Genomic DNA, 24,873 nt, shown 5'->3' with positions numbered 1-24,873 from the left:
AAAAGGGACGCTGCGGCGTCCCTTTTTTTATCCTGCGTCTGGCTGTGCGAAAGGCCCGGCGGAGGTGGCCCGATTATTTTGCGACCTGGCGCTCGCGCATTTCCTCCAGCGTCTTGCAGTCGATGCACATCGTTGCCGTGGGGCGTGCTTCCAGCCGTTTGAGGCCGATCTCCACTCCACAGCTGTCGCAGTAGCCGTATTCGCCGGCATTGATGCGGCCAATGGCTTCGTCGATCTTCTTGATCAGCTTGCGTTCGCGGTCGCGGTTACGCAGTTCGAGCGCAATGTCCGATTCCTGGCTGGCGCGATCGTTGGGGTCGGCGAAGGCGGTTGCTTCGTCCTGCATGGTGTGAACGGTGCGCTCGATATCGCCAGCCAGTTCCCGTTTTACCGATTCCAGCATGTTGCGGAAGTGGGCCAGCTGCTTTTCGCTCATGTATTCCTCGCCCTTTTCGGGGACGTACGGCGGGAACTGTTTCTGCAGTGTATCGTCCGGCATGACTTCGACTTCCGGTTGGTAATTGAAAGAAGCGAACTAATATCAGAAACCGATCTGGTGGGCAAGAAAAGACGCAGTTCTCCGCCTCATTCGATGTTTTTCGGCAGGGGTGAAATTTTCTCTATTTCATGTTTGACGCACCGGGAATGAGTGTGTATTATTCGCGGCTCTCGGGGTGTAGCGCAGTCCGGTAGCGCGCTTGCTTTGGGAGCAAGATGTCGGGGGTTCGAATCCCTCCACCCCGACCAGCTAACCCCGATGCCCGCGGGATCTGCCCGTAGCTCAACTGGATAGAGCACCGGCCTTCTAAGCCGGGGGTTACAGGTTCGATTCCTGTCGGGCAGGCCAGTAAAGGTTTTTGGCTGCAGAGTTTCTGCAGCCGGAGTAGTGGCGGCATTAGCTCAGTCGGTAGAGCACTGGATTGTGGCTCCAGGTGTCACCGGTTCGATCCCGGTATGTCGCCCCAAGTAATCAAGGACTTGGGGAAAAGTAGGCAATCTACAAATCGCCAATCGTTCTACAAAACGGCTCGCTGAAAAGCGAGCCGTTTTTACTTTACGGGCTCACGTTCTCGCCTCGGCGCTTGCGGACATGATGCGCGGTCATCTCGCGCTTCGAATGGCCGAGTAGCCTTTGCGCTCAAGTGCAAGGTTCTGCTCCTGAAAACGGTCATACCGCACGCCGTTGCATACCGCAATGCCACGACCGCCCAGGTCCCGGAGCACTGGATCGACCCGGTCAAGGCGAGTCCTGCAATGCATGCGCTCCTGTGGGAGCTCATCCCGAGCCTCGACGGCACCCACGCGGGTGTGCCGCCGGAAGCTCTCAGCGAGGTCGTCGACGGCCATGACGTCCAAAACGCGATTGCCTGACTCCATCTCCGTCAAGGAACTGGCCCAGCACATGGAAAAGCGAGGAAAGCTGCACGCGCCCGCGTCCCATGGCATAACCGGCGAGCGTCGCGCGCTGCTCGTTCAACACAGCCTGGCCGTCAAGGAAGCGGCCAACGCCGTGGCCGACCTCCAGCCGGGTGAGGATGTCGACGGCTGGATGCTCCTGCGATGCATGGATATCGATTGCTACGACCGCAACCCGCGCGTGCGAACCAACAAGCGGTATGCCGACATCCGTGCCTCCATCGAAGCCCGGGGCGGGCTGAAGGATGCGTTGAGCGTGACCCGCAGACCGGGTGCCAGCCGCTACATGTGCTATTTCGGCGGCAATACGCGCCTGCAGATCGTCCAGGAGCTATGGCTCGAGACGCACGATGCCCGCTACGAGTGGATTCGCGTCGTGGTGCATCCGTGGGCGGGCGAGGCCGATGTCATTTCGGCCCACCTGGCCGAGAACGAGAATCGCGCAGAAACCCTGTTTTGGGAGAAGGCCCGCGGCACCGCGCTGCTCAAGAGCGAGCTCGAATCCGAGCTCCAGCGACCGCTGAGCCTGCGCGAATTGTCCGAGCACGCCCAACGTTGCGGCCTGAAGCTGCACAGCGTGACCGCCTCCATCTACCTCTTCGCCATAGACTACCTGGCGCCGATCGGCTTGCACCTTACCCACGAGAGCACAGCCGCCATTCGCTCCCGGTTCGGGTGCCTCGAAAAGCTCGCCGACGCGCTCAATCTGGATCCCCTGGTGCGCAAGACCGCATTCGAGGAGCTCGTGGCCGACTTCGCCACGGAGATCAACGCGGTCCGGGAGATGGACGATCCGCCACGACTCGGCAAGGACGAAGTGGAGACGATCCTTCGCCGCATGACCGCGCAGTTTGCGGTGCTCGCACAGTGCACGCCGGCGGCCGCGGAGCGCGCCGCGCTGGCGGTCGCCGGTGCCGACCGGCAGTTGCCGGATTCGGAGATCCGCCGTCTCTTGGGCGAGCCGCCGCCAAGCGAGACGGTGTCCGATGCGTCCGATGCCACAGATGCGGTGGCGCGCGGGGCGGCAGCAGCCCCGCTGCGGACGAGAAAGGGCTGGCACGCGCGGACAAGGGTACGCCTTTCGAAGCGGATCGCGGACTTCGCCAACGCGTTCCGGTTGTCCGACTGCGTGCGGGTGGACCCCAAACTGCCATAAGGATTCAGCGTCGAGCCCTTGCCCGATTCGTGCGACGACGCCGAAGCGACCGGGCACGTGGGGCGCGCGGCCGCTCATCGGCTCCTGGCGCAACTGGGGATCTCCGCCAAGGGGAGTGACGCCGAGGCCGACCCCATCCTGGCCTTGCTGCGTGATCCGTCCTCCTGGGCGGCTACACGATCCCTCCTCGATGCGTATCACCGGGCCTGCGCGGAGAAGCCGCCCGGCGCCGAGACGGAGTAGGAGGAGCAAGATGATCCCGATCAGAAGCGAGCAACTGCGGTACGCCCTGCTGTCGCATCTCATTCACCTGTTGGACAGCGGAGAGCTGCAGACGCTGCTCGCAGCCGGGCTTAGTCCCGACATCCTCGACACCCTGCGTGCCGCGTCCGCCCGCGATCTCGCATCCATCGCCGGCATGCCTCAGCTCGACGTCCGCATTCATTTCGATCCCGCAACGCTCGAGGCCGCCTATCGGCGGCACTGCGCGATCGCCGAAATGCGGCAGCTGATGGAATATCACGTCATGCACGGCGCCCAACCTCCGCTGCTGGTTCACCTTTTCAAGATGACCTTGGCCGATATTCAGCAGCAACGCGCGCTGCTGTGCCCCGATCCGCCGCCGCGCGGCCGACCGTCCCTTCCTGATCCGGGTGTACGCGAGGCGGTCCACAACGCCTGGTCCACCATTCGTTGCACGTGCTCGCCGCAGCGTCAGTTCGTGGAACTGCATCGGGCATTCCCCGACCACTCCATCGCCACGCTGTGGCATGTCGTGCACGAATTCGATGCGGACACCGAGGGCATCGAGCATCTGGATGCTTCCAACTCAGCGTCAACGCCGTAAGCGCTGGATTCATCCGACCCAGTGCAAGACCCTTCTGCCGGGGACTTCCTCAACCAGCCGTGCTTCACCGATGTCCGGACACAGCCCTTCCGAGCCGCAGATCACCCTTGAGGTGCTCATTCGCCTGAACGGTGACTACGCAGCCACCGCAGTCCTCCTCGCTCTCCTCTGGCGGGGCGCAGACCGGGCGCCCGTGCGCATCTCCAGCCGAACACTGGCGGGGTACACCCTGCTGGGACACCAGGTTGTCCAGCGCGCCTTGCTGCGCCTGGAAGAGCGCGGCTTGATCGGCAGTCGCAAAGTCAGCCGTGCGACCGGCGCGTACACGGTCGACATGGCGGCACTGCGCCAGCTCTTGCGCAGTCCGCTTCCCGAATGCGATTTCCTGCCCGGCTTCACGCCCATCCCGGCGCTAGCCCAACTGCAACCCGTCGACCCGTGTCAGGCGACACGGTAAATTGCCCCCCCCTAGCGACACGAAGAACTAACCCCCTTGCTCGCAAGGAGGCAGCCGTTGGAAACGAAACACGCGGAGGTGAATCCTGTGCGCCGTGAGGTTTGCGGAGCACGGGAGATGCTGGAGCCGGAGGCGGTGACGACCATCGTTCGATTGGGGCGATCGGGCTGGGGCGCAAAGCGGATTGCCAAGATGCTTGGGATTGCGCGTAACACTGTACGACGGTATCTGGGTGCCGGCGGTCCGGTCCCGTACCGGCAACCGCGGCGCGGCGGCGTGCTGGGTGGTCACGAGGCGTGGCTGCGTGCGCAGTTCCTGCAGCATCGAGGCAACTGCGATGTTGTTCGTCAGCAGTTGATCAGGGAACTGGGCGCTGCGCAAACGCCATGACGCGGAAGGTGCGGTCGAACTGATGAGGCAGATGTACCGGCGATTTCCCGAGGCGCTTGCGCCGCACCTGGCGACGCTGTTTCGGCTGTTCCGTGAGGATGAGGTGCCGGTACTGGTGCATTGTGTCGTTGGCAAGGACCGCACGGGCTTTACCGTCGCGGTCATCCTGCGCGCCCTGGGTGTTGCCGTTGAGGTGGTGATGGCGGACTACCTGCTGTCGTCCAGAATTCGCACAATGGCCGATGCCGATCGTCGGGCTGCGACGGCACGCATTGTCCAGTACATCACCGAGCGGCCCGCTTCCGAAAAAATGGTCGATGCGATTCTGGACGCGCGGCCCGAGTATCTGAATGCGGCTCTGGATGCCGTGAAAGAGCGCTACGGCTCGATGCAGGACTATCTACGAACGTGTGCGGGCTTGAACGAACGTGCAATTTGCGAGATGCGCGAGCGCTGGCTGGAATCACGCTGAAGCCGGTAGAGCGACAGCGCGTCGCCGGGTCAGGCGACTGCCGTCGTTTCGCCGACAGGTTTCCTGAGAACATAGAACACATAGCCGTAGTTGTCTGCGGCGGAATCGAAAACGTGGATTCCTTCGAGCGTCTGTGCGGCGAAGGTGCGCACCGCCTGCTCCGGATGGTCCAGCAGTGATCGCGCGAGCGGCTCGAGTTTGTCATAGTAGCCGTCGATCCAGGCGGCCCTCGAGAGGATGTGCGTGGCGATCACTTCATAGCCGGCGGCGTGGGCGATCGAAAGGTTTTCGTCCACTGTGCGCATGTCGGGATAACCGCGCCGGAAGTACGTGTGCACGTGTTCGGGCACTTCGTCGCGCAGCCATGACAGCTCGCTGATGACGGCGTAGCCGCCGGGGCGGATGGCGTGGAGCCAGCTGGCCAGCGCGTTCGGAAAGCCGATGTGGTAGGCGGCGCATTCGGACCACAGCAGATCGACGTCACGAAAGATCGCCGGGATGTCTGCCATGTCCATGCAGTGCGTCTGCACCAGATGCTCGATGCCGAGTTGCGCGGAATAGCGCCCGAGACTGTCGAGATGCTTTGCGGCGGTGTCGACTGCATGCACCGTCGTCTGCAAGCGGGAGGCGAGGGCGAGCGTCTGGCGGCCGATGCCGCTACCGGCATCGACGACGAGGGAGAAGCCGTCGCGGGGGATCATGGCCAACACCTGCAGCGTGTCGGCGTCGCTTCCGGGGCCGAGTTTTTCCATGGTCGAATTCTGCGAGGTTGGGGACTGGGTCGGGGTCTGGGGAGCTGGCGACAGTCCTATTCCAACAGATAGTAGGCCGCCGTTGCGCCGCGGTTGGCTTTGGCCTTGTCGAGTTCGCTGCGCGCCAGCACGCGCAGGTGCACTTCGTCCGGGCCGTCGAAGAAGCGCATCGCGCGGCCCCAGGTCCAGAACAGCGACAGCGGCGTGTCGGGCGTGAGGCCCATCGCGCCGAAGACCTGCATCGCGCGGTCGAGGATGCGGGTCTGCAGTTGCGCGGCGACGAGCTTGATCGCAGAGACGTCGACGCGTGCGGCCTGGTTGCCGCGCTGATCCATGAGCCACGCGGCACGCAGCACGAGAAGCCGCGCCTGGTCGATCTCGACGCGGGACTTGGCGATCCATTCCTGGATGTTGGCGAAGTCGCTGAGGTACTTGCCGAAGGTGCGGCGTTCGAGGGCACGCTCGCACATCATCTCGAGCGCGAGCTCGCACTGGCCGATGGTGCGCATGCAGTGGTGCACGCGGCCGGGACCGAGGCGCGCTTGGGCGAGGGCGAAACCCTTGCCTTCCTCCCCGAGCAGGTTTTCCGCGGGAACGCGGACGTCGCGGAACACGATCTCGCAGTGCCCTTCAGGGGACAGGTGGTGCATGACGGGGATGTTGCGCACGATCTCGACCCCCGGCGTGTCCATCGGGACGATCATCATCGAGTGGCGGCAGTGCGCCTCCTCGTTGCTGTCGTCCTTGGTCAGGCCCATCACGATCGCGAAGGTGCAGTGCGGGTGGGCGGCGCCGGTGACGAACCACTTGCGGCCGTTGATGACGTAGTCGCCGCCATCGCGACGGATGCTGGTGCGGATGTTGGTGGCGTCGGAGGAGGCGACGTCCGGCTCGGTCATCGCGAAGCAGGAGCGGATGCGTCCTTCCAGCAGCGGATGCAGCCAGCGCTCGTACTGCGCGTCGGTGGCATGCAGGTGCAGCAGCTCCATGTTGCCGGTGTCCGGCGCGCTGCAGTTGAAGACTTCGGATGCCCACGGAATCCGGCCCATAGTTTCGGCCAGCGGAGCGTATTCGAGGTTGGCGAGGCGGGTGCCCGGTTCGTTCTCGCGCAGGCCGGGCAGGAACAGGTTCCAGAGTTCTTCCTCGCGTGCGATGGCCTTGAGCGGCTCGATGACCGAGAGCGGATATTCGCCGCGCGCGGCGCACTGGTGCCATGTGAGATTCATCGGCAGCACGCGCCGGCTCATGAAGTGGCGCAGCACTTCCAGGACCGTCTCGGTTTTCTCGGAATAGTCGAAATCCATCGGGTTCCGTTCCTCGTGTGTGAGCGCCCGGCGTCGGGCGTGCGGGCTATGCACTGCTTCCCCGGCAGGGTCGTGGACGATTATAGACGACCGACTGGGCGGTCGTGTATCTTTGGTGCGAAATCGAGAGGGATGAGGCAGGCGAGCGGAATGACGGCGAAGGGGTCCGAAGTCTGGCGGCAGGCGAACGTGAGCGAGGTCGAAGGCGCGTCCGGGACGACAGGGGGCGGCGACCGTTCGTCACAGGTGTGCCCGTTGATTCCGAGCCGGATGAAGTACACCTGCTCCGGCCGTTGCCGGGGATGCAAGCCGGGCACGGGTGGGGCTGGCGGAGCGGACGGTGGCGCCGGGATGTCGCGAGGAGGATGACGCATGCGCCAGGATGTGCATCGACATATTGACACCCGACCGGTCGGTCGGATACGCTGGGTCATGTCAGCGCGCGCGTATTCGCAAAGTTGCTCCGCCGCCCGCGTCGGGCCGGGGCTGCGTCATCAATTCACAGAGGTCGCCAGAAATGCATTTTGAGCAATCGAAGAAATCCCTTGAGTGGATGGAGCGGGTCCGGGCTTTCATGGATGCGCATATCTATCCGGCGATTCCGATCTATCACGAGCAGATGGCGACGATCGACCGCTGGAAGGAAACGCCGCCGATCTTCGAGGAACTCAAGGCGAAGGCGAAGGCGGAAGGGCTGTGGAACATCTTCATGCCTCCCTCGGACCACGACGACGACTTCTTCACGAGCATCGGCCTGACCAACGTCGAGTACGCCCCGATCGCCGAGCTGATGGGGCGGGTGTCCTTCGCGTCCGAGGTGTTCAACTGCATGGCGCCGGACACGGGCAACTTCGAAGTGCTGCACCGCTATGGCACGGCAGACCAGAAGCGCCGCTTCATGGTGCCGCTGATGAACGGCGAGACGCGCTCGGCTTTCCTGATGACCGAGCCGAAGGTGGCGTCGTCGGACGCGCGCAACATCCGCACCGAGATCCGCCGCGAAGGCGACGAATACGTGATCAACGGCCACAAGTGGTGGTCGTCGGGCGCCGGTCACCCGCACTGCGCGTTCTTCATCGTGATGGGCAAGACCGATCCGAACGCCGAGACCTATCGCCAGCAGTCGATGATTCTGGTGCCGCGCGACACGCCGGGGGTGACAGTGGTGCGCCACCTCAACGTGTTCGGCTTCGACCACGCGCCGCACGGCCACTTCGAGGTGATCCTCGACAACGTGCGGGTGCCGGTGGAGAACCTGATCCTCGGCGAAGGGCGCGGCTTCGAGATTGCGCAGGGTCGCCTCGGGCCCGGCCGCATCCACCACTGCATGCGCAACATCGCATCGGCGGAGGTGGCGCTGGAGCGCATGTGCATCCGCCTGATGTCGCGCGAGGCCTTCGGCAAGCGCATCAACGAGCACTCGGTGTGGGAGGAGCGCATCGCCAATGCGCGTATCGACATCGAGATGGTGCGCCTGCTGTGCATGAAGGCCGCCTACATGATGGACACGGTCGGCAACAAGGAAGCGCGCGGCGAGATCGCGATGATCAAGGTGGTGGCGCCGCAGGTGACCCAGCGCATCATCGACCTGGCGATCCAGGCGCATGGCGGTGGCGGGGTTTCGCAGGATTTCGGGCTGGCGGAACTGTACGCGAATACCCGGATCGTGCGATTGACCGACGGGCCGGACGAAGTGCATTGTCGGACGGTTGCCAAGCTCGAATGTCGCAAGTACGAGGGGCGCGACTACGCGAGCATCAAGGCGTACTCGAAATGATCACGCAGTGACGCGGCGGGGGCGGCGCTCGGGCGACCGTCCTCGACGGACATAACGATACGGTTGGAGGGACAGAGAGTGACAGCGTCGGTGAAAAGCGGTACGTGGGAGGATGTCGAGCTCAAGACGACCTGCTACGGTTGCCCGGCAGGCACTTGCGGCATGCTCGCGCGTCGGGTCAATGGCGTCGTCGTCGCCGTGCGCGGCGATCCCGAGGATCCCTTCAGCCAGGGCAAGCTGTGCGCGAAGGGCCAAGCCCAGCTGATGATGGCCTACAGCAAGCGGCGCGTGACCAAGCCATTGAAGCGCACGAACCCTGAGAAGGGCATCGGCGTGGATCCGGGCTGGGTCGAGATCAGCTACGACGAAGCGGTCGCGATCACCGCCGAGAAGGTGAAGCACTGCCGTGATGTCGATCCCGGCGGACTGGTGTTCGCGACTTCCGATTTCACGACCCTGCCCTGGTTCCTGCCCTCGCTGCTGATTTCCTTCGGTAGCTTCAACCACACTTCCGGGGGCCGCGCGTTCTGCGGCAACAACGTGCACCCGGTGCTGCAGCAGGTGCATGGCGGTTTCCACGTCGGGCCGGACTTCCACTTCTGCAATTACCTGATGCTGTTCGGTTCGAACAAGGGTGCGATGTCGAACTGGGCCGCGGTCACGGCTACGCTCGAGATGTCGCGCGCACGCCGTCGTGGCATGAAACTCGTGGTCATTGACCCGTGGTGCTCGAACGCCGCCTCGATCGCCGACGAGTGGGTGCCGATCCGCCCCGGCACGGACGGCGCGCTGGTCATGGCGATGATCAACGTAATGGTGAACGAGCTCGGCATGCACGACGTCGAGTTCGTGCGCAGGCTGACCAACGGCTCCTACCTGATACGCGACGTGGACGGCCACTACGCACGCGACACGGGGACGGGCAAGCCGCAGCTGTGGGATACCGCCGACCAGAGGGCCAAGGTGTATGACGACCCGACGCTTGCGAGCCCGGCACTGGAGGGCAGTTTCGTCGTCGATGGCGAGCCGTGCACGCCGTCCTTCCAGCTTCTCAGGAAGCACCTGGCCAAGTTCACGCCCGAGAGCGCCTCCGAGATCACGAGTGTACCCGCCCACACGATCCGGCGCCTCGCGCGCGAGTTCGCGACGGCGGCGTCAGTCGGTTCCACGATTGACATCGACGGCCACACGCTGCCGCTGCGTCCGGCCTGTGCGCACTGGTACAAGGGCATCAGCCAGCACTCGCAGGGCTTCGAGCAGGGGTTGGCGATCGCGATGCTGAACACCATGGTCGGCGCCGTGGATGTGCCGGGCGGGCTGCTCGCCGACACCGTCTTTGCGCATCACCCCGAGTTTTCCGAGAACAGCACCTGGATGGGCGCCGGCTCGGGCATGCGCGAGCGCGACGGCCTCGTCGCGGCGGGCAAGATCGCGACCTACGGCGATTCCTTCCCCGCGCCCTTCCCGATGAAGGACGTGCCCAATCCGTACAACATGTCGGCGGATTCGCTGGCGGCGGTGGGTTCGTACAACAGCGGCCTGGTGAGCAAGGTCAACGTGCTGGAGCCGAAGAAGTTCAACGACAAGGTGCCGCACAATCCGATGGTGTATGTGCAGGTGGTGTCGAACGACCTGTTGAACGAGGGCAACCCGAAGCAGCAGGCGGATTTCCACAGGAAATTCGGCTTTCAGCTGTCGATCGTGCCTAACATCGACGAAACCGCCGAGTTCGCGGACATCATCTTCCCGACGCAGACGCAGCTCGAACGGCTGGACATGGGGGCGAACAACATCCCCGACACGATGGGTTCGACGGCGACCAACGAGTACTGCATCAATCTGCGCCAGCCCGTCGTGCCGACCGATTACAAGCACAACGTCGACATCTGGATCGACATCGCCGAGAAGGCGGGTTTCCTGCCGGCCTTCAACCAGACCGTCAACCAGTTCCTCGAACTGAAGGGGGAATGGGCGCTGCTGCCGGACGGGAAGTATGGCAACGAGCAGCTCATGGAGCGCTGGATCCGCTCGATGACCGGGGGCAAGCTCTCGCTCGCGGACGTCGCGAAGGAAGGCCGCATCCGCTGGGCGAAGTCGGTGCAGGAGAAGTATCCGCGCCCCTTCTACAAGAGCCGCATCCCGGTGTATTACGAGTACTTCCTCGAGGCGGGCGCGCGCGTGAAGGCGACCACCGACGCGTTGGGCATGGACTGGGACGTGTCGCGCTACAAGCCGCTGGTCGACTGGTACCCGGCGCCGGGGCATGGCCGCAATGAGAATGGCTTCGAGCTGTTCGCGGTGAATTACAAGTGGCCCTTCCTGACCAGCACCTTCTCGAACTTCAACCCGTGGCTCGCGGAGCTGACGCAGTACCACCCCTACGTCGGCAAGATCATCCTCAACCGCAGCTACGCGCAGGCCCACGGTATTCGTGATGGCGACCGCGTAGTCGCGGAGAACCAGCGCGGCCGCCGGGTGGAGGGCGTCGTCCTGCTCAGCGAGTGCATACATCCGGAGTGTGTCGGCATGGACCACCACGGCGGCAGCTGGGCGAAGAACCTGCCGCCGCGGCGCAAGACCATGGGCCCGCACTTCGGCGAGCTGCTCGATTACGACCTGAAGAATCTCGACATCATGGACGGTGCCATGGAGGCCAGTCCGAAACTGCGGGTCACGCGTGTGGGCTGAGGCCCGCCGCGCGGCGACGACATAAAGATCGAGAAGATTATCCCCCACGGAATAGAGGAGATTGGTACTGATGGCTCGACTTGGAATGGTCATTGATCTGAAGGTGTGCGTGGGCTGCCATGCGTGCACGGCCGCCTGCAAGGCCACCAACGGCACACCGCCGGACATCTACTTCGCGCGTGTGCATGAACGTGAGGTGGGCGTGTTTCCCAATGCCCGGCGGGAGTTCCTACCGGTGCTGTGCAACCACTGCGAGGATCCCCCCTGCGTGCCGGTTTGCCCGACCGGCGCGAGCTACAAGCGCGAGGACGGCATCGTCGCCGTGAAGAGCGACCTGTGCATCGGCTGCCGAAGCTGTGCGACGTCGTGTCCGTACGAGCACCGCCATTACGTGAAGCCGGGGCTCCTCGATACCGGCTATTTCAACGGCGAACTGACCTTGTACGAGAAGGCCAAGTACAGCCGCTGGGACGAAGGCACGGTGATCAAGTGTGACTTCTGCATGGACCGTGTCGACCAGGGCCTGCAGCCGGCCTGCGTCGAAACCTGCCCGGCCGAGGCGCGGATCTTTGGCGATCTGGCGGACCCGGAGAGCGCGCCGAGCAAGCTGCTGCGCGAGCGCGAGTCCTTCACGCTGCTGCCCGATGCCGGCACCAAGCCGAGCGTGCATTACCTCAAGGCCTGATGCGGCCCACGCCACTCACCTGATCCAAGGGAATCGATGTCATGAGCCTCAAGTACCAGACCGGCGTTCGCTTCAATCATCATCTGGGCCCCCAGGAGACCCTGAGCTTCATGGGGGAAGGGGTCGGCGCGGCACTGTTCGCGATTGCACTCTTCACCGACCAGCCGTTGTTGGCGGGGCCAGGCATCCTGTTCGTGATCGGCGCAGTCTTCGCGCTGCTCGGCCACCTCGGCAACCCGCAGCGCGCCTGGCGCGCCATCACGCGCATCGGCACGTCGTGGGTAAGCCGCGGCACCTTGTTCATCAGCATCTTTATCGGCGTCGCGACGCTGTCGCTGGTGGCCGGCTATCTCGGCATGACGGCACTGCAGCAGCCGCTGGCGGTCGCGGCGCTGGTCGTCGCGGTGCCGGTGATGGGCTACGCGGGCATGTTGCTGCGCTCGATGCGCGCGGTCCGGCTGTGGCGCGGTCCCTTCGTGCCGCTCGCCTTCGTCGCGCACTCGCTGGCGACGGCGCTGATCCTCGCGTGGGCGCTGATCCCGCTGCTCGGCGGGGCGGCGGCGTGGCTGCAGCCGGCGGCGATGGTCGCGCTCGTCGCCAGTGCGCTGCTGTCGGTGCTGCACCTGTTGCGTGCCGAGCGCAGCGAAGGCGTGCGCGCGTCCTTCGAGCGCTTGTTCTCGGGAGACCTGAGGACGGGCTTCCTCGTTGGGGGCTGCGTGTGCGGCATCGTCGTACCGCTGGTGGTGACGGCAGTGTTGTCCGCTTTCGCAGGCGGGATCGTGATGGTGCTGATGCTCGCGGTCGCACTGTGCCGGCTGTATGGCGACTTCGCCTACCGCAACGCGGTGGTGATTGCCGGTGCCTACGAACCGGTGATGCCCGATTGGCCGATGCGTTCCTCCACGCCACCCGCAGCCCCGGTAGCTTGCAGCACGGCGGCTCACTGAGCGGCGCCGGCTAATGAAACGGCGGGCGCCGACCGGCGGCCCGCTGCTGTCTTTCGATCCGGGTGATCCGGCGACGGCCGGAGCTTCGGGGCCGTCCCGTGGGCGCCGCCGGGGCGGCGGTCGTCGTCCTTTCGCCCGACAACAACGATGGAGACATGCATGAAGGGAATTCCGGAAGTCATGGACGCGTCCTCGGTGGCGCACTGGGACGACACGGCGGACGTGATCATCGTCGGCTACGGCATCGCCGGTGCGTGTGCCGCGCTGGAGGCGAGGCGGGCCGGCGCGGATGTGCTGGTGGTGGAACGTGCCAGCGGCGGCGGCGGCGCGAGCGCGATGTCGTCGGGCATCTTCTATTTGGGCGGCGGAACCGCGGTACAGAAGGCGGCCGGCTACGAGGATACGCCGGACGAGATGTACAAATTCCTGATGGCGAGCACCAACGCCCCTGATGCCGGACTGGTGAGGCGTTTCTGCGACGGCTGCGTGGAGCACTTCGACTGGCTGGAAGCGCAGGGCGTGCAGTTCGAGCGCAGCTACTATCCGGGCAAGTCGGTGTTCCTGAATACCACCGAATGCCTGATGAGTACCGGCAGCGAGAAGGTGTGGCCGTTCCGTGAGGTCGCGAAACCAGCGCCGCGCGGTCACAAGGTCGCGCGCGCGGGCGACGACGCCGGGTCGCAGGCGATGGAAGCGCTGCTCGCGCGCTGTGCGGCGGAGGGCATCCGCGCGGCCTACGATTGCCAGGTTACGGGGTTGGTGATGGGCTCGGATGGGCGCATTGTCGGTGTGCGTGTGAAGCGCTCGGGCGAGGACATCCACCTGCGCGCGCGGCGCGGGGTGATCCTGTCCACCGGTGGTTTCAACCTGAACCGCGAGATGCTGGAGGAGTACGTGCCGCAGGTAACGGGCAACTCCGAACCGCTGGGCATCCCTTACAACGATGGCGCCGGGATCAAGCTCGGCGTGTCGGCGGGCGGGGTAACGCAAGCGATGGATGGGGTCATCGCGACTGCATCCTTCTATCCGCCCGCGCAGCTCATCAAGGGGATTCTCGTGAACGCGCGCGGCGAGCGCTTCGTGGCCGAAGATTCGTACCACGGCCGCACCGCCGCTCACATCATCGAGCAGCCCGAATACAAAGCCTATCTGATCCTCGACGCGGAGATCTTCGCCTATCCGGAACTCACGGACTACTCGCACCACACGCTGGTGGATGGCTGGGAGACGGTGGAGGAGATGGAGGCGGGGCTGAAGCTTCCGGAGGGATCGCTGCAGCGGACACTCGCCGACTACAACCGCCACGCGGAGAAGGGCGAGGATCCGCTGTTCTACAAGCACCCCGAATGGGTGAAGCCGCTGAACGTCGGTCCGTATGCGGCCTTCGACGTGTCGTTCAACAAGTCGACCTACCTCTTCATCACCCTCGGCGGACTCAAGACCAACGCCGACGGCGAAGTGCTGACGCCGCTCGGCCGACCCGTCGCGGGCCTGTATGCGGCGGGCGCCTGCGTGTCGAGCATTCCGCAGGATGGCGAGGGTTACGCGAGCGGGTTGAGCCTGGGGCCGGGATCGTTCTTCGGGCGATGCGCCGGGCGGTGCGCGGCGGCAGCGACGCCTGCCTGAATCAGGTCAGGGCGGCGCGGACTGCGGGCGGGAGTCGGCGGTCCGCAGGCTTCAGTCGATGATGCGTTGCGGATGCGCGTAGATCATCGCGCGTTTGTCGCGCACGAAACCGCATAGCGTGAGGCCCTGGCGCTGGGCGAGTTCGATCGCGAGGGATGAGGGCGCGGAGATCGCGGCCAGCACATCGAGTCCGGCGCGCACGGCCTTGGCCACCATCTCGTAGCTCACACGGCTGGAAATGAAGGCGCCGCAGCCGGCGAAACTGCGTCCGGCGAGGAGGTGACGCCCGATCACCTTGTCGAGCGCGTTGTGGCGGCCGAGGTCCTCGGCTACGGCGAGCAGCTGCAGGTCGGACCCGAAGAGGGTCGCCCCGTGCGTGCCGCCTGTGGCGCCGAAGACGCGCTGCCGTTCCTGCATCGCCGTGCGGATGCTGGCGAGATCGGCGATCCGCAGGCGCAGGCTGCCGACAGGCGGAGCGGTGCAGGTGACACCGTTGAACAACTGCTCGCGCCCGCCGCACACTCCGCAGGAGCTGTTCACGACGACGTTGCGACGGCGCACGTTGGCCTCGTCGGGATGCGCCAGGCGCAGGTTCACGACGTCCGGACGCTCGTGGCAAATCCACATTGCCGCTATGTCCGACAGAGTGTCGATGATCCCCTCGGTGAAGGCGAAGCCCGCCGTGAGCGCCAGCGCCTCGGGGATGTCGCCCTCGGCGAGGACGCCGTCCTGGGCCGTGTAGCCGACGTCGCCCGGAGGCTCGTCGGTCGGTGTCCACATCAGGGAATACGCGCCGATGCCCTCGACCTCGATGGTCAGGACGTCTTCGCGCACGACTTGGCATTCCGGAATCGCGCGTCGTCCGCTGTCAGGCGAATGATGCTCGGCGGGCGTGGGTGTGACGCCGAAGGGCCGCGGAAGGTGCTCTCGCGGGACGTTCATGGACTCGACTCCGGCGCAAAGGGTTTGGTGCGTCGATTACAGCCGCACGCGGGGCGGTTACTACGACTTCATCTTATCATCAACATGCGACCGACTGGTCGGGTGCGAGCATTTTTTTGTTCGGGGAACTTCTCCGGCGGCCAGGACCAGCGGCAATGTGCCATTGACAACCGACCGGACGGTCGATACCGTTGTTACCGCTCCGCCCCCAGAGGACTGTGCAGATGCGCACCGTTACGCCGAAACGTCCCGCAGGTCATGGAGGGTCCGTCGACTCTACAAGAACACGAGGAGTGGTGACAACGAGGGGGCCAGGGTGCGTCCATTGCGACGGCGTCTGCTGGCCAAGGGCAAAAGATCGCCGTGATCTGCTGCGGATCACGGACCGTGCGAAGGCTGAATGAGGGGACCTGGATGCAATTCGATGATCTGAAGGGCAAGGTGGTCGTGGTGACCGGAGGCAACTCCGGCATGGGACGCGCGATGGCGATCGGTTTCGCGGCGCAGGGCGCGCACGTCGTGGTCGGGGACCGCGCGCTCGAACCGGAGCCGTTCGCCGACGCGGCCATCGCATATCGCCAGTGCGATGTGTCGAAGCCGCAGGACGTGCAGGAGCTCGTGCAAGTCGCCACCTCGCGCTTCGGTCGGCTCGACGTCCTCGTCAACAACGCGGGGGTCAACGGCCCGCTGATGCCGCTCACGGAGCTGCAGGACGAAGCCATCGACGAGGTGCTCGCCGTGAACCTGAAGGGCACGCTGTATGGCCTGAGGTACGGCCTGCGGGCGATGGTCGCGCAGGGGGCGGGCGTGATCATCAACATCGCATCGGTGCAGGGCTTGCGGCCGATCTACGCCGGTGCCGCGATCTACGCCGCGAGCAAGGCGGGAGTGGTGTCGCTGATCCGTTCGGCCGCGCACGAATACGGGCAGTACGGCATCCGCGTGGTCGGGGTGGCGCCCGGTCCCATCGACACGCCGATGCTGCGCGCGGCGGACGCCACGATGAGTATCGTCAATTCCGTGCCCCTGCATCGCATCGGGACGCCGCAGGAGCTCGCAAACGCCGTGCTGTGGCTCGCGAGCGATGCAGCCTCGTACGTCTCGGGCTGTGTATTGACGGTCGACGGCGCCTTCCTCGCGGCTTAGCGTTGTCCGCATCCGGCGAGGCCGAAAACCGGTCCGCTGCGGCGGACCGGTGACTGCACAGGAGGGGCTTTGTTAGGGCTCCTTGACGGAAAGCGCCTGTCTCTGACGCGCGCTGCATTTTCCCTTTGATTGTGCGAAGGCCTTGTCGCACAACGGTTTTCAGGACTTTGAAAATAGGTGTCAAGATGTTCTTGACACCCGACCGGTCGGTCGATATTCTGCACTCGAACGCGGTCACCCAAATATCCGGACGTTTCACTTTAAGGGTGGTGCGGAATCCCCAAGAAGGCGGGTAAGTCATCGCAAGGCATCGACCGGCCGGTTGGACCGGTCCTCGCGGCAGGTGCAGACCGGCTCGCGAAGCAAAGCCGGCAAGAGACTTCAGGAGTTGTTGGTTGAAAACAAATGAAGCGCAGCTCAAAGGAGGAGTTGGAAGTGAAGCGAAATCACAAATACCGGATCATTCCGCGGCGGATCGTGCAGGGGATGGCTGCCGCGGCCCTGTGCAGCGGCGCTGCGCATGCGTTCGAAATTCCGACCGGAAACGAAAATCTCAACGTCCGCTGGGACAACACCGTCAAGTACAACGCCGGCTGGCGGATCGACGAACGTGACCGCAAGCTTGGCGACTCCTGGGGGATGCAGGGGGGGGAGCACCGGTTCGATCGGGGTGACATGGTCACCAATCGCGTCGACCTGCTGTCGGAATTCGACTTCATCTACAACAAGTACAACGGTTTCCGCGTTTCCGGGGCGGCGTGGTACGACGCGGCCTATGACCGCGACGTCGAAGGCAATCCCGCGTATCAGCGGGCGGGCCTTGGCACCGCGTTTCCGCGCAATCGCCTGACCGACTCGGTGGCGCGCTGGTATACCAGTTCGGGCGAGATTCTCGATGCCTTCGTGTTCGGGCGCCTCGAGCTGGCCGGTCGGCCGATCGACATGAAGGCGGGACGCCACACGGTGTATTGGGGCGAATCGCTGTTCTCGCCGATCCACGGCGTTTCGTATTCCCAGGGGCCGGTCGATTTCCGCAAGGCCCTTGCGACGCCGGGTTCCGAAGCGAAGGAACTGTTCCTCCCGCTCAACCAGCTTTCGTTCGCGGCGCAGGTGACCGACAAGCTGTCGATCGCCGGTCAATACTTCCTGGAATGGAAGCCTTACCGGCTGGCCGAAGGCAGCACCTACTTCAACACCTTCGACCCGCTGTTCCAGCGCGGCACCAATTATCTCGGGATTCCGTACCGCGGCAACCTGAAGTCCGGTCCGGACGAAATTCCGGACGACACCGGGAGCTGGGGCGTCAATGCCAAGCTGGCAACCGATCACGGTACGTTCGGCGTCTACTACCGCCGCTTCGACGACAAGATCCCGGCGGTGCTGAGCACCGGGGGAACCTTCGGCGAGCTGCACAACGCTTACGCCAAGGACGTCAAGCTGATCGGCGTGAGCATGTCCACGCTGGTGGGCGGCACGGCGATCGGTGCGGAAATCGTGCATCGCAAGGATACCGCGCTGAATACCGCCTTCGGTTCGCCGGAAATCGCGCGCGGCGACACGTGGCATGCGCTGGCGAACGCGATCGCGTACATCGGCAAGACTGCGGTGTTCGATTCGGCGACGCTGTTGGCGGAAGTCACCTACAGCCGTCTGCAGAGCCTCGACAGCAAGACCAAGGCGTTCTATGCCGGCGTCGGCCACGCGTGCGCCGATCCATTCGGCGGCCGCGGCGGTCGCGACGACGGGTGCTCGACGCGCGATGCCTGGGGCGTGGGCATGACCTTCACGCCGACGTGGTTCTCGGCCCTGCCGCAGACCGACATCACGATGCCGATCCACTTCGACACGGGCATCAGCGGCAACTCACCCGTTCCGGCGGGGGGCAACGAGGGCAACGGCAGCTGGAGCCTCGGTGTGGGTTTCGATTACCAGGCCCGTTACAAGCTCGATATCGCCTACACGGACTACTTCGGCAGTTACAACAAGGGGCCGAACCCGCTCGCCTTCGTCCCGGGCATCAGCCCTGTCGTGATGGGTACCGCGAGCGGCGGCATGGCACCGCTGCATGACCGCGGCTGGCTGTCCGTCACGTTCAAGACCACATTCTGAAGATCGACTGGAGGTACCTTCAAATGATGCTCCGTTCCAAAATGAGCTTGCTGGCCGCATTGATCGCCGCGTACGCCGGCGGGGCCATCGCTGCCGTAACCGCCGAAGAGGCGAGGCAACTCGGTACCACGCTGCTGCCGTGGGGCGCCGAAAAGGCTGGCAACAAGGAAGGCACGATCCCCGAGTGGACCGGGCCGGTCAAGGCCGCCAACTACGACCCGAAAGTGCCCGGGGCGCGTCCGGACCCGTTCGCGAACGAGAAGCCGGTGCTCGTCATCGACGGCAAGAACGTGGACAAGTACGGCGACAAGCTCTCCGAAGGCATCAAGGCGATGCTCAAGAAGTACCCGACGTACCGGCTCGACGTCTACCCGACCCACCGCACGGCGAATTACCCGAAGCTCTTCCAGGACAACGCGATCAAGAACGCCACCGCCTGCAAGACGGCGGACAAGGAACTCAAGCTGGACGGCTGCTATGCCGGAACGCCGTTCCCGATCCCGAAGACCGGCAACGAGGTGATGTGGAACCGTTTGCTCAAGTACGACAATCATGTGACCGACATCAAGGGCCTTGCCAGCTACCTGGTCGATCCGCAGGGCAACAAGACGGTCGCCGGCGTTTATGACTTCACCGCCTACTATCCGATCTTCGACCCGAAGAAGACGTCCGTGATCGGCCCCAAGGATCCGTACGAGAAAATCCGCATCGACTACTGGAATCCGGCCCGCAAGGCAGGCGAGAAGCTGGTGATCCACGACAACGTGGATATGGTCGATATCGGCCGTCAGGCATGGGGTTACCTGCCCGGACAGCGGCGCGTGAAGCTGTCGCCCGACGTCGCCTACGACACGCCCAGCCCGACCGGCGGGAGCGCCGCGACGGTGGACGATTCGGCGGTGTTCTACGGTGCCCTCGATCGCTACGACTTCAAGCTGATCGGCAAGAAGGAGCTGTACATCCCCTACAACGACTACAAGGCGCGCGATCTGGCCGTATGCCCGCCGGACACGGTGAACACCAAGCTGCACCTCAACCCGGACTGCATGCGCTGGGAGCTGCACCGCGTGTGGGTGGTGGAGGCGAACGTCAAGCCGGGCCTGCGCCACATGTATCCGAAGCGCGTCTTCTATTGGGACGAGGACCTGCCGGGGGTCGGCATCGCCGACAACTACGACGTGGCCGGTCAGCTGTACCGGACGACCCATTCGATCCCGATCACGTTCTACGAGGCGCCGGGGCAGGGCCATGCGACCGACCAGTTCGTGACCTATGACCTCACCAACGGGTACTACGGCCACCAAATGTATGCCACCGATCCCAAGGGCTGGGAGGTTGTGGCGCCGAAGCCGGAGCACTTCTTCTCGCCCGAGGCGCTGGCGGGGTCCGGCGTACGGTAAGGGCTGTCCGCCGGGCGACGCATGCAGGGGGCGTCCGGCGGAAGTTCGGGACATGACGGCGGAGACAGGGTTTTCGCCGTCGAATCACGCGCGATGTAACTGGAAGGGGAAAGCCGTATGGTCAACCGGCGTACTTTCATGCTGCAGGCCCTCGGTACTGCCGCCATGGCGGTCGCTCCGCGCTGGGCGGGAGCATTCGTTCACCCGATCGACGAACCGGCCATGCGCAGCCGTCTGGCAGCGCGCAGCCCGTTGCTGGCGGTGACAGGTGCCGGACGGCGTTTCGTTGCCGTCGGCATTCGGGGGCAGGCGGTGTTGTCGGATGATGGCGGACGCACGTGGGCGCAGGCGACGGTTCCCGTCAGCAGTGATCTCGTGGCGGTGTCGTTCCCGACCGAAAAGACCGGCTGGGCCGTCGGGCACGGCGGGGTCGTGCTGAAGACTTCCGATGGCGGCGCGACGTGGGTCAAACAGTTCGACGGCCGGCACGCCTCCGAGGTGGCGGTCGGCTATTTCGAGAAGCGCGCTGCAGACGATGCGGCCGCGCAGCAGTTGCTCGCCGACGAGAAGTCCCTCGTCGATGCGGGCGGCACGCAGCCCTTCCTCGACGTGTACTTCATCAACGAGCAGACCGGCTTCGTGGTCGGCACGTTCAACCGCATCTTCCGCACTGATGACGGCGGCACCACCTGGGTGCCATGGATGGACCGCACGGACAATCCCAAGGGCTTGCACTTCAATGCCATTGCCGGACGCGGCGGGAACATCTACCTCGCCGGCGAGCAGGGTACGGTGTGGCGGCTCGGGCCCGACAGCAAGCGCTTCGTCGCCCTCCCGACGCCCTACAACGGCACGCTGTTCGGTCTCCTGCCGATCTCGCCGACGTCGCTGCTGACCTTCGGCATGCGCGGCAGCGTGTTCCGCAGCGAGGATGCGGGGGTGACGTGGAAGCGCATCGAGATGGCGAGCCTTGCGGGCGTGACCTCAGGCGCAGTCCTGCCCGACGGCATGGTCGTGCTGGTCACGCAGGCGGGCACGATGGAGGTCAGCCGTGACCAGGGGCGCAAATTCACGCCGGTCAAACCGGCTCAGCCGATGTCGTATTTCGGCGTGTCGGCAGGCGCCGGGGGCCAGGTGATGCTGGCGGGCGCCGAGGGCATGCGTGTCGAGACGGTGCGCTAGACACCGCCAAGAGGCAGGAACACTGCCATAACGATCCAGGAAGCGAGGAGTCATGAGCGAGTCGCAAGCACTGCAGGTCATTTCCGACCCGAAGGATTTCGACGACAAGTCGGGCAACATCGTCGAACGCCTGATCTTCAACCACCGGCTGGTTCTCGTCGCCATCTGTGTGTTGCTGACAGGATTTTTCGCCTTTCAGATGCGCGGGTTGGTGGTCAGTGCGAGCTTCGACAAGATGCTCCCGCAGAGCCACCCGTACATCAAGAACTACATCGAAAACCGCGGGCAGTTGCGGGGGCTGGGCGATTCGGTGCGGGTCGTGGTGGAGAACACCTCGGGCGACATCTACGATCCGGAATTCCTCGCCTCCTTTGCGAAGATCAACGACGAAATCCTCGTGCTGCCGGGAGTGGACCGCGCGTGGATGAAGTCGATCTTCACGCCGGTGGTGCGCTGGATCGAAGTCACCGAGGAAGGCTTCAAGGGTGGCCCGGTGCTGCCCACCGACTACAACGGCAGTGCGAAATCGATCGACGACCTGCGTATCAACGTCGGCCGCGCCGGCGTCACCGGCACCCTGGTGTCCAACGACTACCGTTCCAGCATGATCGTCGTGCCGCTGTTGCCTGCCGATGCCGCAGGCAAGCCGCTCGACTACCACAAGCTGTCGACCGCGCTGGAAAACATCCGCAGCAAGTACACGGAGGCCGCCGACGGCTCCCAGCCGAAGATGCGCATGTACATCATCGGTTTCGCCAAGATGGCGGGCGACCTGATCGACGGTCTGCAGAAGGTGATGACCTTCTTCCTGCTCGCGGCGGCCGTGGCAGCGATCATTATCTACATGTTCACCCGCTGTGTGCGCAGCACCGTGCTCGTGCTCGCGTGTTCCCTTGTGGCGGTGATCTGGCAGTTGGGCAGCTTGGTGGCGCTCGGCCACGGCCTCGATCCGTTCTCGATCCTCGTGCCCTTCCTCGTCTTCGCGATCGGCGTCAGCCACGGCGCGCAGAAGATGAACGGCATCATGCAGGACGTCGGACGCGGCACGCACAAGTGGGTCGCCGCGCGCTACACCTTCCGCCGCCTCTTCATGGCCGGCGTCACCGCGCTGCTCGCGGACGTCGTCGGCTTTGCGGTGCTGATGGTGATCGACATTCCGGTGATCCGCGAACTGGCGATGACCGCGAGCCTGGGTGTCGGCGTGCTGATCTTCACCAACCTGATCCTGCTGCCGGTGCTGCTGTCCTACGTCGGGGTCAGCCCTGCCGCGGCGGCGCGCAGCCTTGCCGAAGAGAACGATGAGGAAAAGGGGCGTGGTATCGGCGTCGTCTGGCGATTGCTCGACAAGTTCACCGAACGCCGTTGGGCGACACTTGCCGTGGCTGTCAGCGTGGCGCTCGGTGTGCTCGGCTACTACGGTTCGCGCGACCTGAAGGTGGGCGACCTCGATGCCGGTGCGCCGGAGCTGCGCCCTGATTCCCGCTACAATCGCGACAACGCCTTCATTACCGGCAATTACCGCATCTCCAGCGACGTGTTCGCCGTGATGGTGAAGACGCCGCCCGACATGTGCCGCGACTGGCAGACCATCGCCGAGATCGACCGCCTGAGCTGGACGCTCGAGCAGGTGCCGGGCGTGCAGCGTTCGACCTCGCTCGCCGACACGATGCGCTCCTACATCGCCGGCTCGTCGGAAGGCAATCCGAAATGGTTCACGGTGGCGGACACGCAGTCGATCGTCGACGCGCAGATCAATAACGCGCTGGCATGGAACTCGGAGTTCCTCAACAACCTCTGCTCGCTGAGTCCGGTGCTGGCCTACCTGTCCGACCACAAGGCGGAGACGCTCGATGCGGTGGTTCAGGCGGCGAGCGCGTTCGCGGCGAAGCACGACACGGACGAGCGCAAGTTCCTGCTCGCGGCCGGCAGTTCCGGTATCGATGCGGCGACCAACATCGTCGTGCGCGAGGCCAACCGCACGATGCTGCTCTATGTCTATGCCTCGGTGGTGCTGCTGTGCGCGATCGCCTTCCGCAGCTGGCGCGCAGTCGTGGTGGCGGTGCTGCCGCTGATCCTGACCTCGGTGCTGGCCGAGGCGCTGATGGTGAAGCTGGGGATCGGGGTCAAGGTCGCGACCTTGCCGGTGGTGGCGCTCGGCGTGGGCATTGGCGTCGATTACGCACTCTACCTGCTGAGCGTGCAGCTCGCGCAGCAGCGGCTCGGCTACTCGCTGGGTGAGGCCTATCGGCGCGCGGTCGCCTTCACCGGCAAAGTGGTGGCGTTGGTGGGTGTCACGCTCGCCGCGGGGGTCGTCACCTGGGCCTGGTCGCCGATCAAGTTCCAGGCTGACATGGGCATCCTGCTGACCTTCATGTTCTTGTGGAACATGCTCGGGGCACTGATCCTGATTCCCGCACTGTCGCACTTCCTGCTGCAGGGGGAGACCCGCGGCAAGGTGACGCGGCCGGATGAGGCAGCCCTGCCGGATGAGGCGACCCTGCGCAAAGAGGCAAGCGTGCGCAAAGAAGCGTTGGCCGACGTGTGACCCATGCCGGCTCCGGGGCGGCCGTGCCGCCCGGTGCCACGCTGTTGCGACAGGCCCTGTCCGCCGACGCAGGCGGCGCAGTCCCTAAAGCAGGCACCGCCGGACCGCGGGTCCGGCGGGCACGACAACGAGAATCATCAAGGAGACCACTGATGGCCGGGCAATTCGAGGGGAAGGTCGTACTTATCACCGGGGCCGGAACCGGCATCGGTTACGCAACGGCGCTGGCGTTCGGGCGCGAGGGGGCGCGGGTCGCCGTGGCCGATATCGCGGAGAAGGAAGGCCGTGAAGCGGCGGCGCAGATCGAAGCGGCGGGCGGCACCGCGCGCTTCTTCAAGGTGGACGTGACCAGTGCGGCCCAGGTCGAAGGCATGATCGCCCAGGTCGTCGAAACCTGGGGGCGCCTCGACGTCATCCACAACAACGCCGGCATCGTGTGCGAATCCGCGCCCATCACGGAAATGCCCGAGGCCGATTTCGACCGTGTCACGGCGGTCAACCAGAAGGGCGTGTGGCTGTGCATGAAGTACGCTATCGCCCAGATGCTGCGTCAGGGCGGCGGCGTGGTGATCAATACCGCGTCGGCGCTGAGCTTCCATGTGCTGGCCGGATCCTCCGCCTACGTCGCGAGCAAGCACGCGGTGGCGGGACTGACCAAGACCTGCGCGGTGGAGTACGGCGGCCGGAATATCCGCATCAATGCGGTGTGCCCGGGCGTTATCAAGACTCCCTTGCTGGAACTGCGCCCCAACGCCGCCGAACTGGAGCAGAGCCTGCTCGCGCTGCATCCCATCGGTCGTCTCGGCAGCGGGAACGACATCGCCGAGTGCGTGCTGTGGCTCGCCAGCGACAAGGCGTCCTTCGTGCACGGCGCGCTGGTCTCGGTCGATGGGGGCTGGACCGCGCTGTAAGCGGTAGCGGCGCGAGGGGCAGGCACCCCGACGTGCCCCTCCGCCGACGCTTCCAGTGCATCCGTGCCGCCGGCGTCACGCTCCATTCATCCGCACCGGGTTGTGCGGAATGCAGCGGCAC

The 24,873-nt window shown here is 64.8% G+C and carries 19 protein-coding genes, 3 tRNA genes and 1 pseudogene; 19 read left to right on the top strand and 4 right to left on the bottom strand.

Annotated elements, in window-relative coordinates:
• Window positions 1-73 precede the first annotated feature (73 nt).
• Window positions 74-499 carry an RNA polymerase-binding protein DksA gene (dksA, locus tag F464_RS0110775; RefSeq protein WP_018989816.1) on the bottom strand — a complete coding sequence of 142 codons (426 nt, stop codon included), beginning with the start codon at window positions 497-499 and terminating at the stop codon, window positions 74-76.
• Window positions 500-670: 171 nt separating this feature from the next.
• On the opposite strand from dksA, the gene F464_RS0110770 reads away from it, so the two are divergent.
• The 8 genes and pseudogenes from F464_RS0110770 to F464_RS28310 all read left to right on the top strand — a co-directional run bounded on the left by F464_RS0110770 (window position 671) and on the right by F464_RS28310 (window position 4,738).
• A tRNA-Pro gene (locus F464_RS0110770) sits at window positions 671-747 on the top strand.
• A 23-nt stretch (window positions 748-770) separates the two neighbouring features.
• A tRNA-Arg gene (locus F464_RS0110765) sits at window positions 771-847 on the top strand.
• A 42-nt stretch (window positions 848-889) separates the two neighbouring features.
• Window positions 890-965: transfer RNA gene (locus F464_RS0110760), tRNA-His, on the top strand.
• Window positions 966-1,345: 380 nt separating this feature from the next.
• Window positions 1,346-2,572 carry a hypothetical protein gene (locus F464_RS29905; RefSeq protein WP_198292257.1) on the top strand — a complete coding sequence of 409 codons (1,227 nt, stop codon included), beginning with the start codon at window positions 1,346-1,348 and terminating at the stop codon, window positions 2,570-2,572.
• A gap of 253 nt (window positions 2,573-2,825) precedes the next feature.
• A complete protein-coding gene (locus F464_RS0110740) occupies window positions 2,826-3,419 on the top strand; it encodes an STY4526/YPO1902 family pathogenicity island replication protein (protein WP_018989812.1) in 594 nt (197 codons plus the stop codon).
• 70 nt (window positions 3,420-3,489) lie between these two features.
• On the top strand, window positions 3,490-3,876 hold the full coding sequence (locus F464_RS0110735; protein WP_018989811.1) for an aminotransferase-like domain-containing protein: 387 nt from the start codon (window positions 3,490-3,492) through the stop codon (window positions 3,874-3,876).
• 117 nt (window positions 3,877-3,993) lie between these two features.
• Window positions 3,994-4,122, top strand: a pseudogene (locus F464_RS31595) (helix-turn-helix domain-containing protein); the annotation flags it as partial.
• Between the two features lie 166 nt (window positions 4,123-4,288).
• Window positions 4,289-4,738, top strand: a complete 450-nt coding sequence (locus F464_RS28310; RefSeq protein ID WP_084600477.1) for a tyrosine-protein phosphatase — start codon at window positions 4,289-4,291, stop codon at window positions 4,736-4,738.
• Window positions 4,739-4,767: 29 nt separating this feature from the next.
• Here the strand turns inward: F464_RS28310 and F464_RS0110725 are convergent, their stop codons facing one another.
• Window positions 4,768-5,490, bottom strand: coding sequence for a class I SAM-dependent methyltransferase (locus tag F464_RS0110725; protein ID WP_018989809.1), 723 nt, complete (start codon window positions 5,488-5,490; stop codon window positions 4,768-4,770).
• Between the two features lie 56 nt (window positions 5,491-5,546).
• The gene (locus tag F464_RS0110720; RefSeq protein ID WP_018989808.1) at window positions 5,547-6,794 is read right to left on the bottom strand and encodes an acyl-CoA dehydrogenase family protein; all 1,248 of its coding nucleotides are present in this window, start codon (window positions 6,792-6,794) and stop codon (window positions 5,547-5,549) included.
• Window positions 6,795-7,311: 517 nt separating this feature from the next.
• Between F464_RS0110720 and F464_RS0110715 the strand changes: the two genes are divergently transcribed.
• The 5 genes from F464_RS0110715 to F464_RS0110695 all read left to right on the top strand — a co-directional run bounded on the left by F464_RS0110715 (window position 7,312) and on the right by F464_RS0110695 (window position 14,517).
• Window positions 7,312-8,571: an acyl-CoA dehydrogenase family protein gene (locus tag F464_RS0110715; protein WP_026295911.1), complete on the top strand. Its 1,260-nt coding sequence runs from the start codon at window positions 7,312-7,314 to the stop codon at window positions 8,569-8,571.
• A gap of 78 nt (window positions 8,572-8,649) precedes the next feature.
• Window positions 8,650-11,259, top strand: a complete 2,610-nt coding sequence (locus F464_RS0110710; RefSeq protein ID WP_157353689.1) for a molybdopterin-dependent oxidoreductase — start codon at window positions 8,650-8,652, stop codon at window positions 11,257-11,259.
• 70 nt (window positions 11,260-11,329) lie between these two features.
• On the top strand, window positions 11,330-11,944 hold the full coding sequence (locus tag F464_RS0110705; RefSeq protein WP_026295910.1) for a 4Fe-4S dicluster domain-containing protein: 615 nt from the start codon (window positions 11,330-11,332) through the stop codon (window positions 11,942-11,944).
• A 41-nt stretch (window positions 11,945-11,985) separates the two neighbouring features.
• The gene (locus F464_RS0110700) at window positions 11,986-12,891 is read left to right on the top strand and encodes a DmsC/YnfH family molybdoenzyme membrane anchor subunit (protein WP_018989804.1); all 906 of its coding nucleotides are present in this window, start codon (window positions 11,986-11,988) and stop codon (window positions 12,889-12,891) included.
• Between the two features lie 159 nt (window positions 12,892-13,050).
• Window positions 13,051-14,517 (top strand): FAD-binding protein, encoded by a 1,467-nt coding sequence (locus F464_RS0110695; RefSeq protein ID WP_018989803.1) that lies wholly within the window; start codon window positions 13,051-13,053, stop codon window positions 14,515-14,517.
• 51 nt (window positions 14,518-14,568) lie between these two features.
• Here the strand turns inward: F464_RS0110695 and fdhD are convergent, their stop codons facing one another.
• Window positions 14,569-15,459: a formate dehydrogenase accessory sulfurtransferase FdhD gene (gene fdhD / locus F464_RS28305; RefSeq protein WP_018989802.1), complete on the bottom strand. Its 891-nt coding sequence runs from the start codon at window positions 15,457-15,459 to the stop codon at window positions 14,569-14,571.
• A 414-nt stretch (window positions 15,460-15,873) separates the two neighbouring features.
• Between fdhD and F464_RS0110685 the strand changes: the two genes are divergently transcribed.
• The 6 genes from F464_RS0110685 (at window position 15,874) to F464_RS0110660 (ending at window position 24,752) form a co-directional block, all read left to right on the top strand.
• Window positions 15,874-16,605: an SDR family NAD(P)-dependent oxidoreductase gene (locus F464_RS0110685; RefSeq protein ID WP_018989801.1), complete on the top strand. Its 732-nt coding sequence runs from the start codon at window positions 15,874-15,876 to the stop codon at window positions 16,603-16,605.
• 435 nt (window positions 16,606-17,040) lie between these two features.
• Entirely contained in the window at window positions 17,041-18,714 is a 1,674-nt protein-coding gene (locus F464_RS0110680; protein ID WP_228215490.1) for a DUF1302 domain-containing protein, read from the top strand.
• Between the two features lie 23 nt (window positions 18,715-18,737).
• Window positions 18,738-20,114: a DUF1329 domain-containing protein gene (locus tag F464_RS0110675; RefSeq protein ID WP_018989799.1), complete on the top strand. Its 1,377-nt coding sequence runs from the start codon at window positions 18,738-18,740 to the stop codon at window positions 20,112-20,114.
• A 138-nt stretch (window positions 20,115-20,252) separates the two neighbouring features.
• A complete protein-coding gene (locus F464_RS0110670; RefSeq protein WP_228215491.1) occupies window positions 20,253-21,296 on the top strand; it encodes a WD40/YVTN/BNR-like repeat-containing protein in 1,044 nt (347 codons plus the stop codon).
• Window positions 21,297-21,348: 52 nt separating this feature from the next.
• Window positions 21,349-23,841 carry an efflux RND transporter permease subunit gene (locus tag F464_RS0110665; protein ID WP_018989797.1) on the top strand — a complete coding sequence of 831 codons (2,493 nt, stop codon included), beginning with the start codon at window positions 21,349-21,351 and terminating at the stop codon, window positions 23,839-23,841.
• 152 nt (window positions 23,842-23,993) lie between these two features.
• The gene (locus tag F464_RS0110660) at window positions 23,994-24,752 is read left to right on the top strand and encodes an SDR family NAD(P)-dependent oxidoreductase (RefSeq protein ID WP_018989796.1); all 759 of its coding nucleotides are present in this window, start codon (window positions 23,994-23,996) and stop codon (window positions 24,750-24,752) included.
• Window positions 24,753-24,873 lie beyond the last annotated feature (121 nt).

The organism is Aromatoleum toluclasticum ATCC 700605 (assembly GCF_000378245.1).
GTDB classification, from domain to species: domain Bacteria; phylum Pseudomonadota; class Gammaproteobacteria; order Burkholderiales; family Rhodocyclaceae; genus Aromatoleum; species Aromatoleum toluclasticum.
The sequence above is the reverse complement of the archived record's forward strand: the minus strand, read 5'-3'. Positions and strand labels throughout refer to the sequence as shown.

Coding starts and splice junctions, on each gene's coding strand:
- dksA (WP_018989816.1), bottom strand. CDS start 499: ATGCCGGACGATACACTGCAGAAACAGTTCCCGCCGTACGTCCCCGAA.
- F464_RS29905 (WP_198292257.1), top strand. CDS start 1,346: ATGACGTCCAAAACGCGATTGCCTGACTCCATCTCCGTCAAGGAACTG.
- F464_RS0110740 (WP_018989812.1), top strand. CDS start 2,826: ATGATCCCGATCAGAAGCGAGCAACTGCGGTACGCCCTGCTGTCGCAT.
- F464_RS0110735 (WP_018989811.1), top strand. CDS start 3,490: ATGTCCGGACACAGCCCTTCCGAGCCGCAGATCACCCTTGAGGTGCTC.
- F464_RS28310 (WP_084600477.1), top strand. CDS start 4,289: ATGAGGCAGATGTACCGGCGATTTCCCGAGGCGCTTGCGCCGCACCTG.
- F464_RS0110725 (WP_018989809.1), bottom strand. CDS start 5,490: ATGGAAAAACTCGGCCCCGGAAGCGACGCCGACACGCTGCAGGTGTTG.
- F464_RS0110720 (WP_018989808.1), bottom strand. CDS start 6,794: ATGGATTTCGACTATTCCGAGAAAACCGAGACGGTCCTGGAAGTGCTG.
- F464_RS0110715 (WP_026295911.1), top strand. CDS start 7,312: ATGCATTTTGAGCAATCGAAGAAATCCCTTGAGTGGATGGAGCGGGTC.
- F464_RS0110705 (WP_026295910.1), top strand. CDS start 11,330: ATGGCTCGACTTGGAATGGTCATTGATCTGAAGGTGTGCGTGGGCTGC.
- F464_RS0110700 (WP_018989804.1), top strand. CDS start 11,986: ATGAGCCTCAAGTACCAGACCGGCGTTCGCTTCAATCATCATCTGGGC.
- F464_RS0110695 (WP_018989803.1), top strand. CDS start 13,051: ATGAAGGGAATTCCGGAAGTCATGGACGCGTCCTCGGTGGCGCACTGG.
- fdhD (WP_018989802.1), bottom strand. CDS start 15,459: ATGAACGTCCCGCGAGAGCACCTTCCGCGGCCCTTCGGCGTCACACCC.
- F464_RS0110685 (WP_018989801.1), top strand. CDS start 15,874: ATGCAATTCGATGATCTGAAGGGCAAGGTGGTCGTGGTGACCGGAGGC.
- F464_RS0110675 (WP_018989799.1), top strand. CDS start 18,738: ATGATGCTCCGTTCCAAAATGAGCTTGCTGGCCGCATTGATCGCCGCG.
- F464_RS0110670 (WP_228215491.1), top strand. CDS start 20,253: ATGCTGCAGGCCCTCGGTACTGCCGCCATGGCGGTCGCTCCGCGCTGG.
- F464_RS0110665 (WP_018989797.1), top strand. CDS start 21,349: ATGAGCGAGTCGCAAGCACTGCAGGTCATTTCCGACCCGAAGGATTTC.
- F464_RS0110660 (WP_018989796.1), top strand. CDS start 23,994: ATGGCCGGGCAATTCGAGGGGAAGGTCGTACTTATCACCGGGGCCGGA.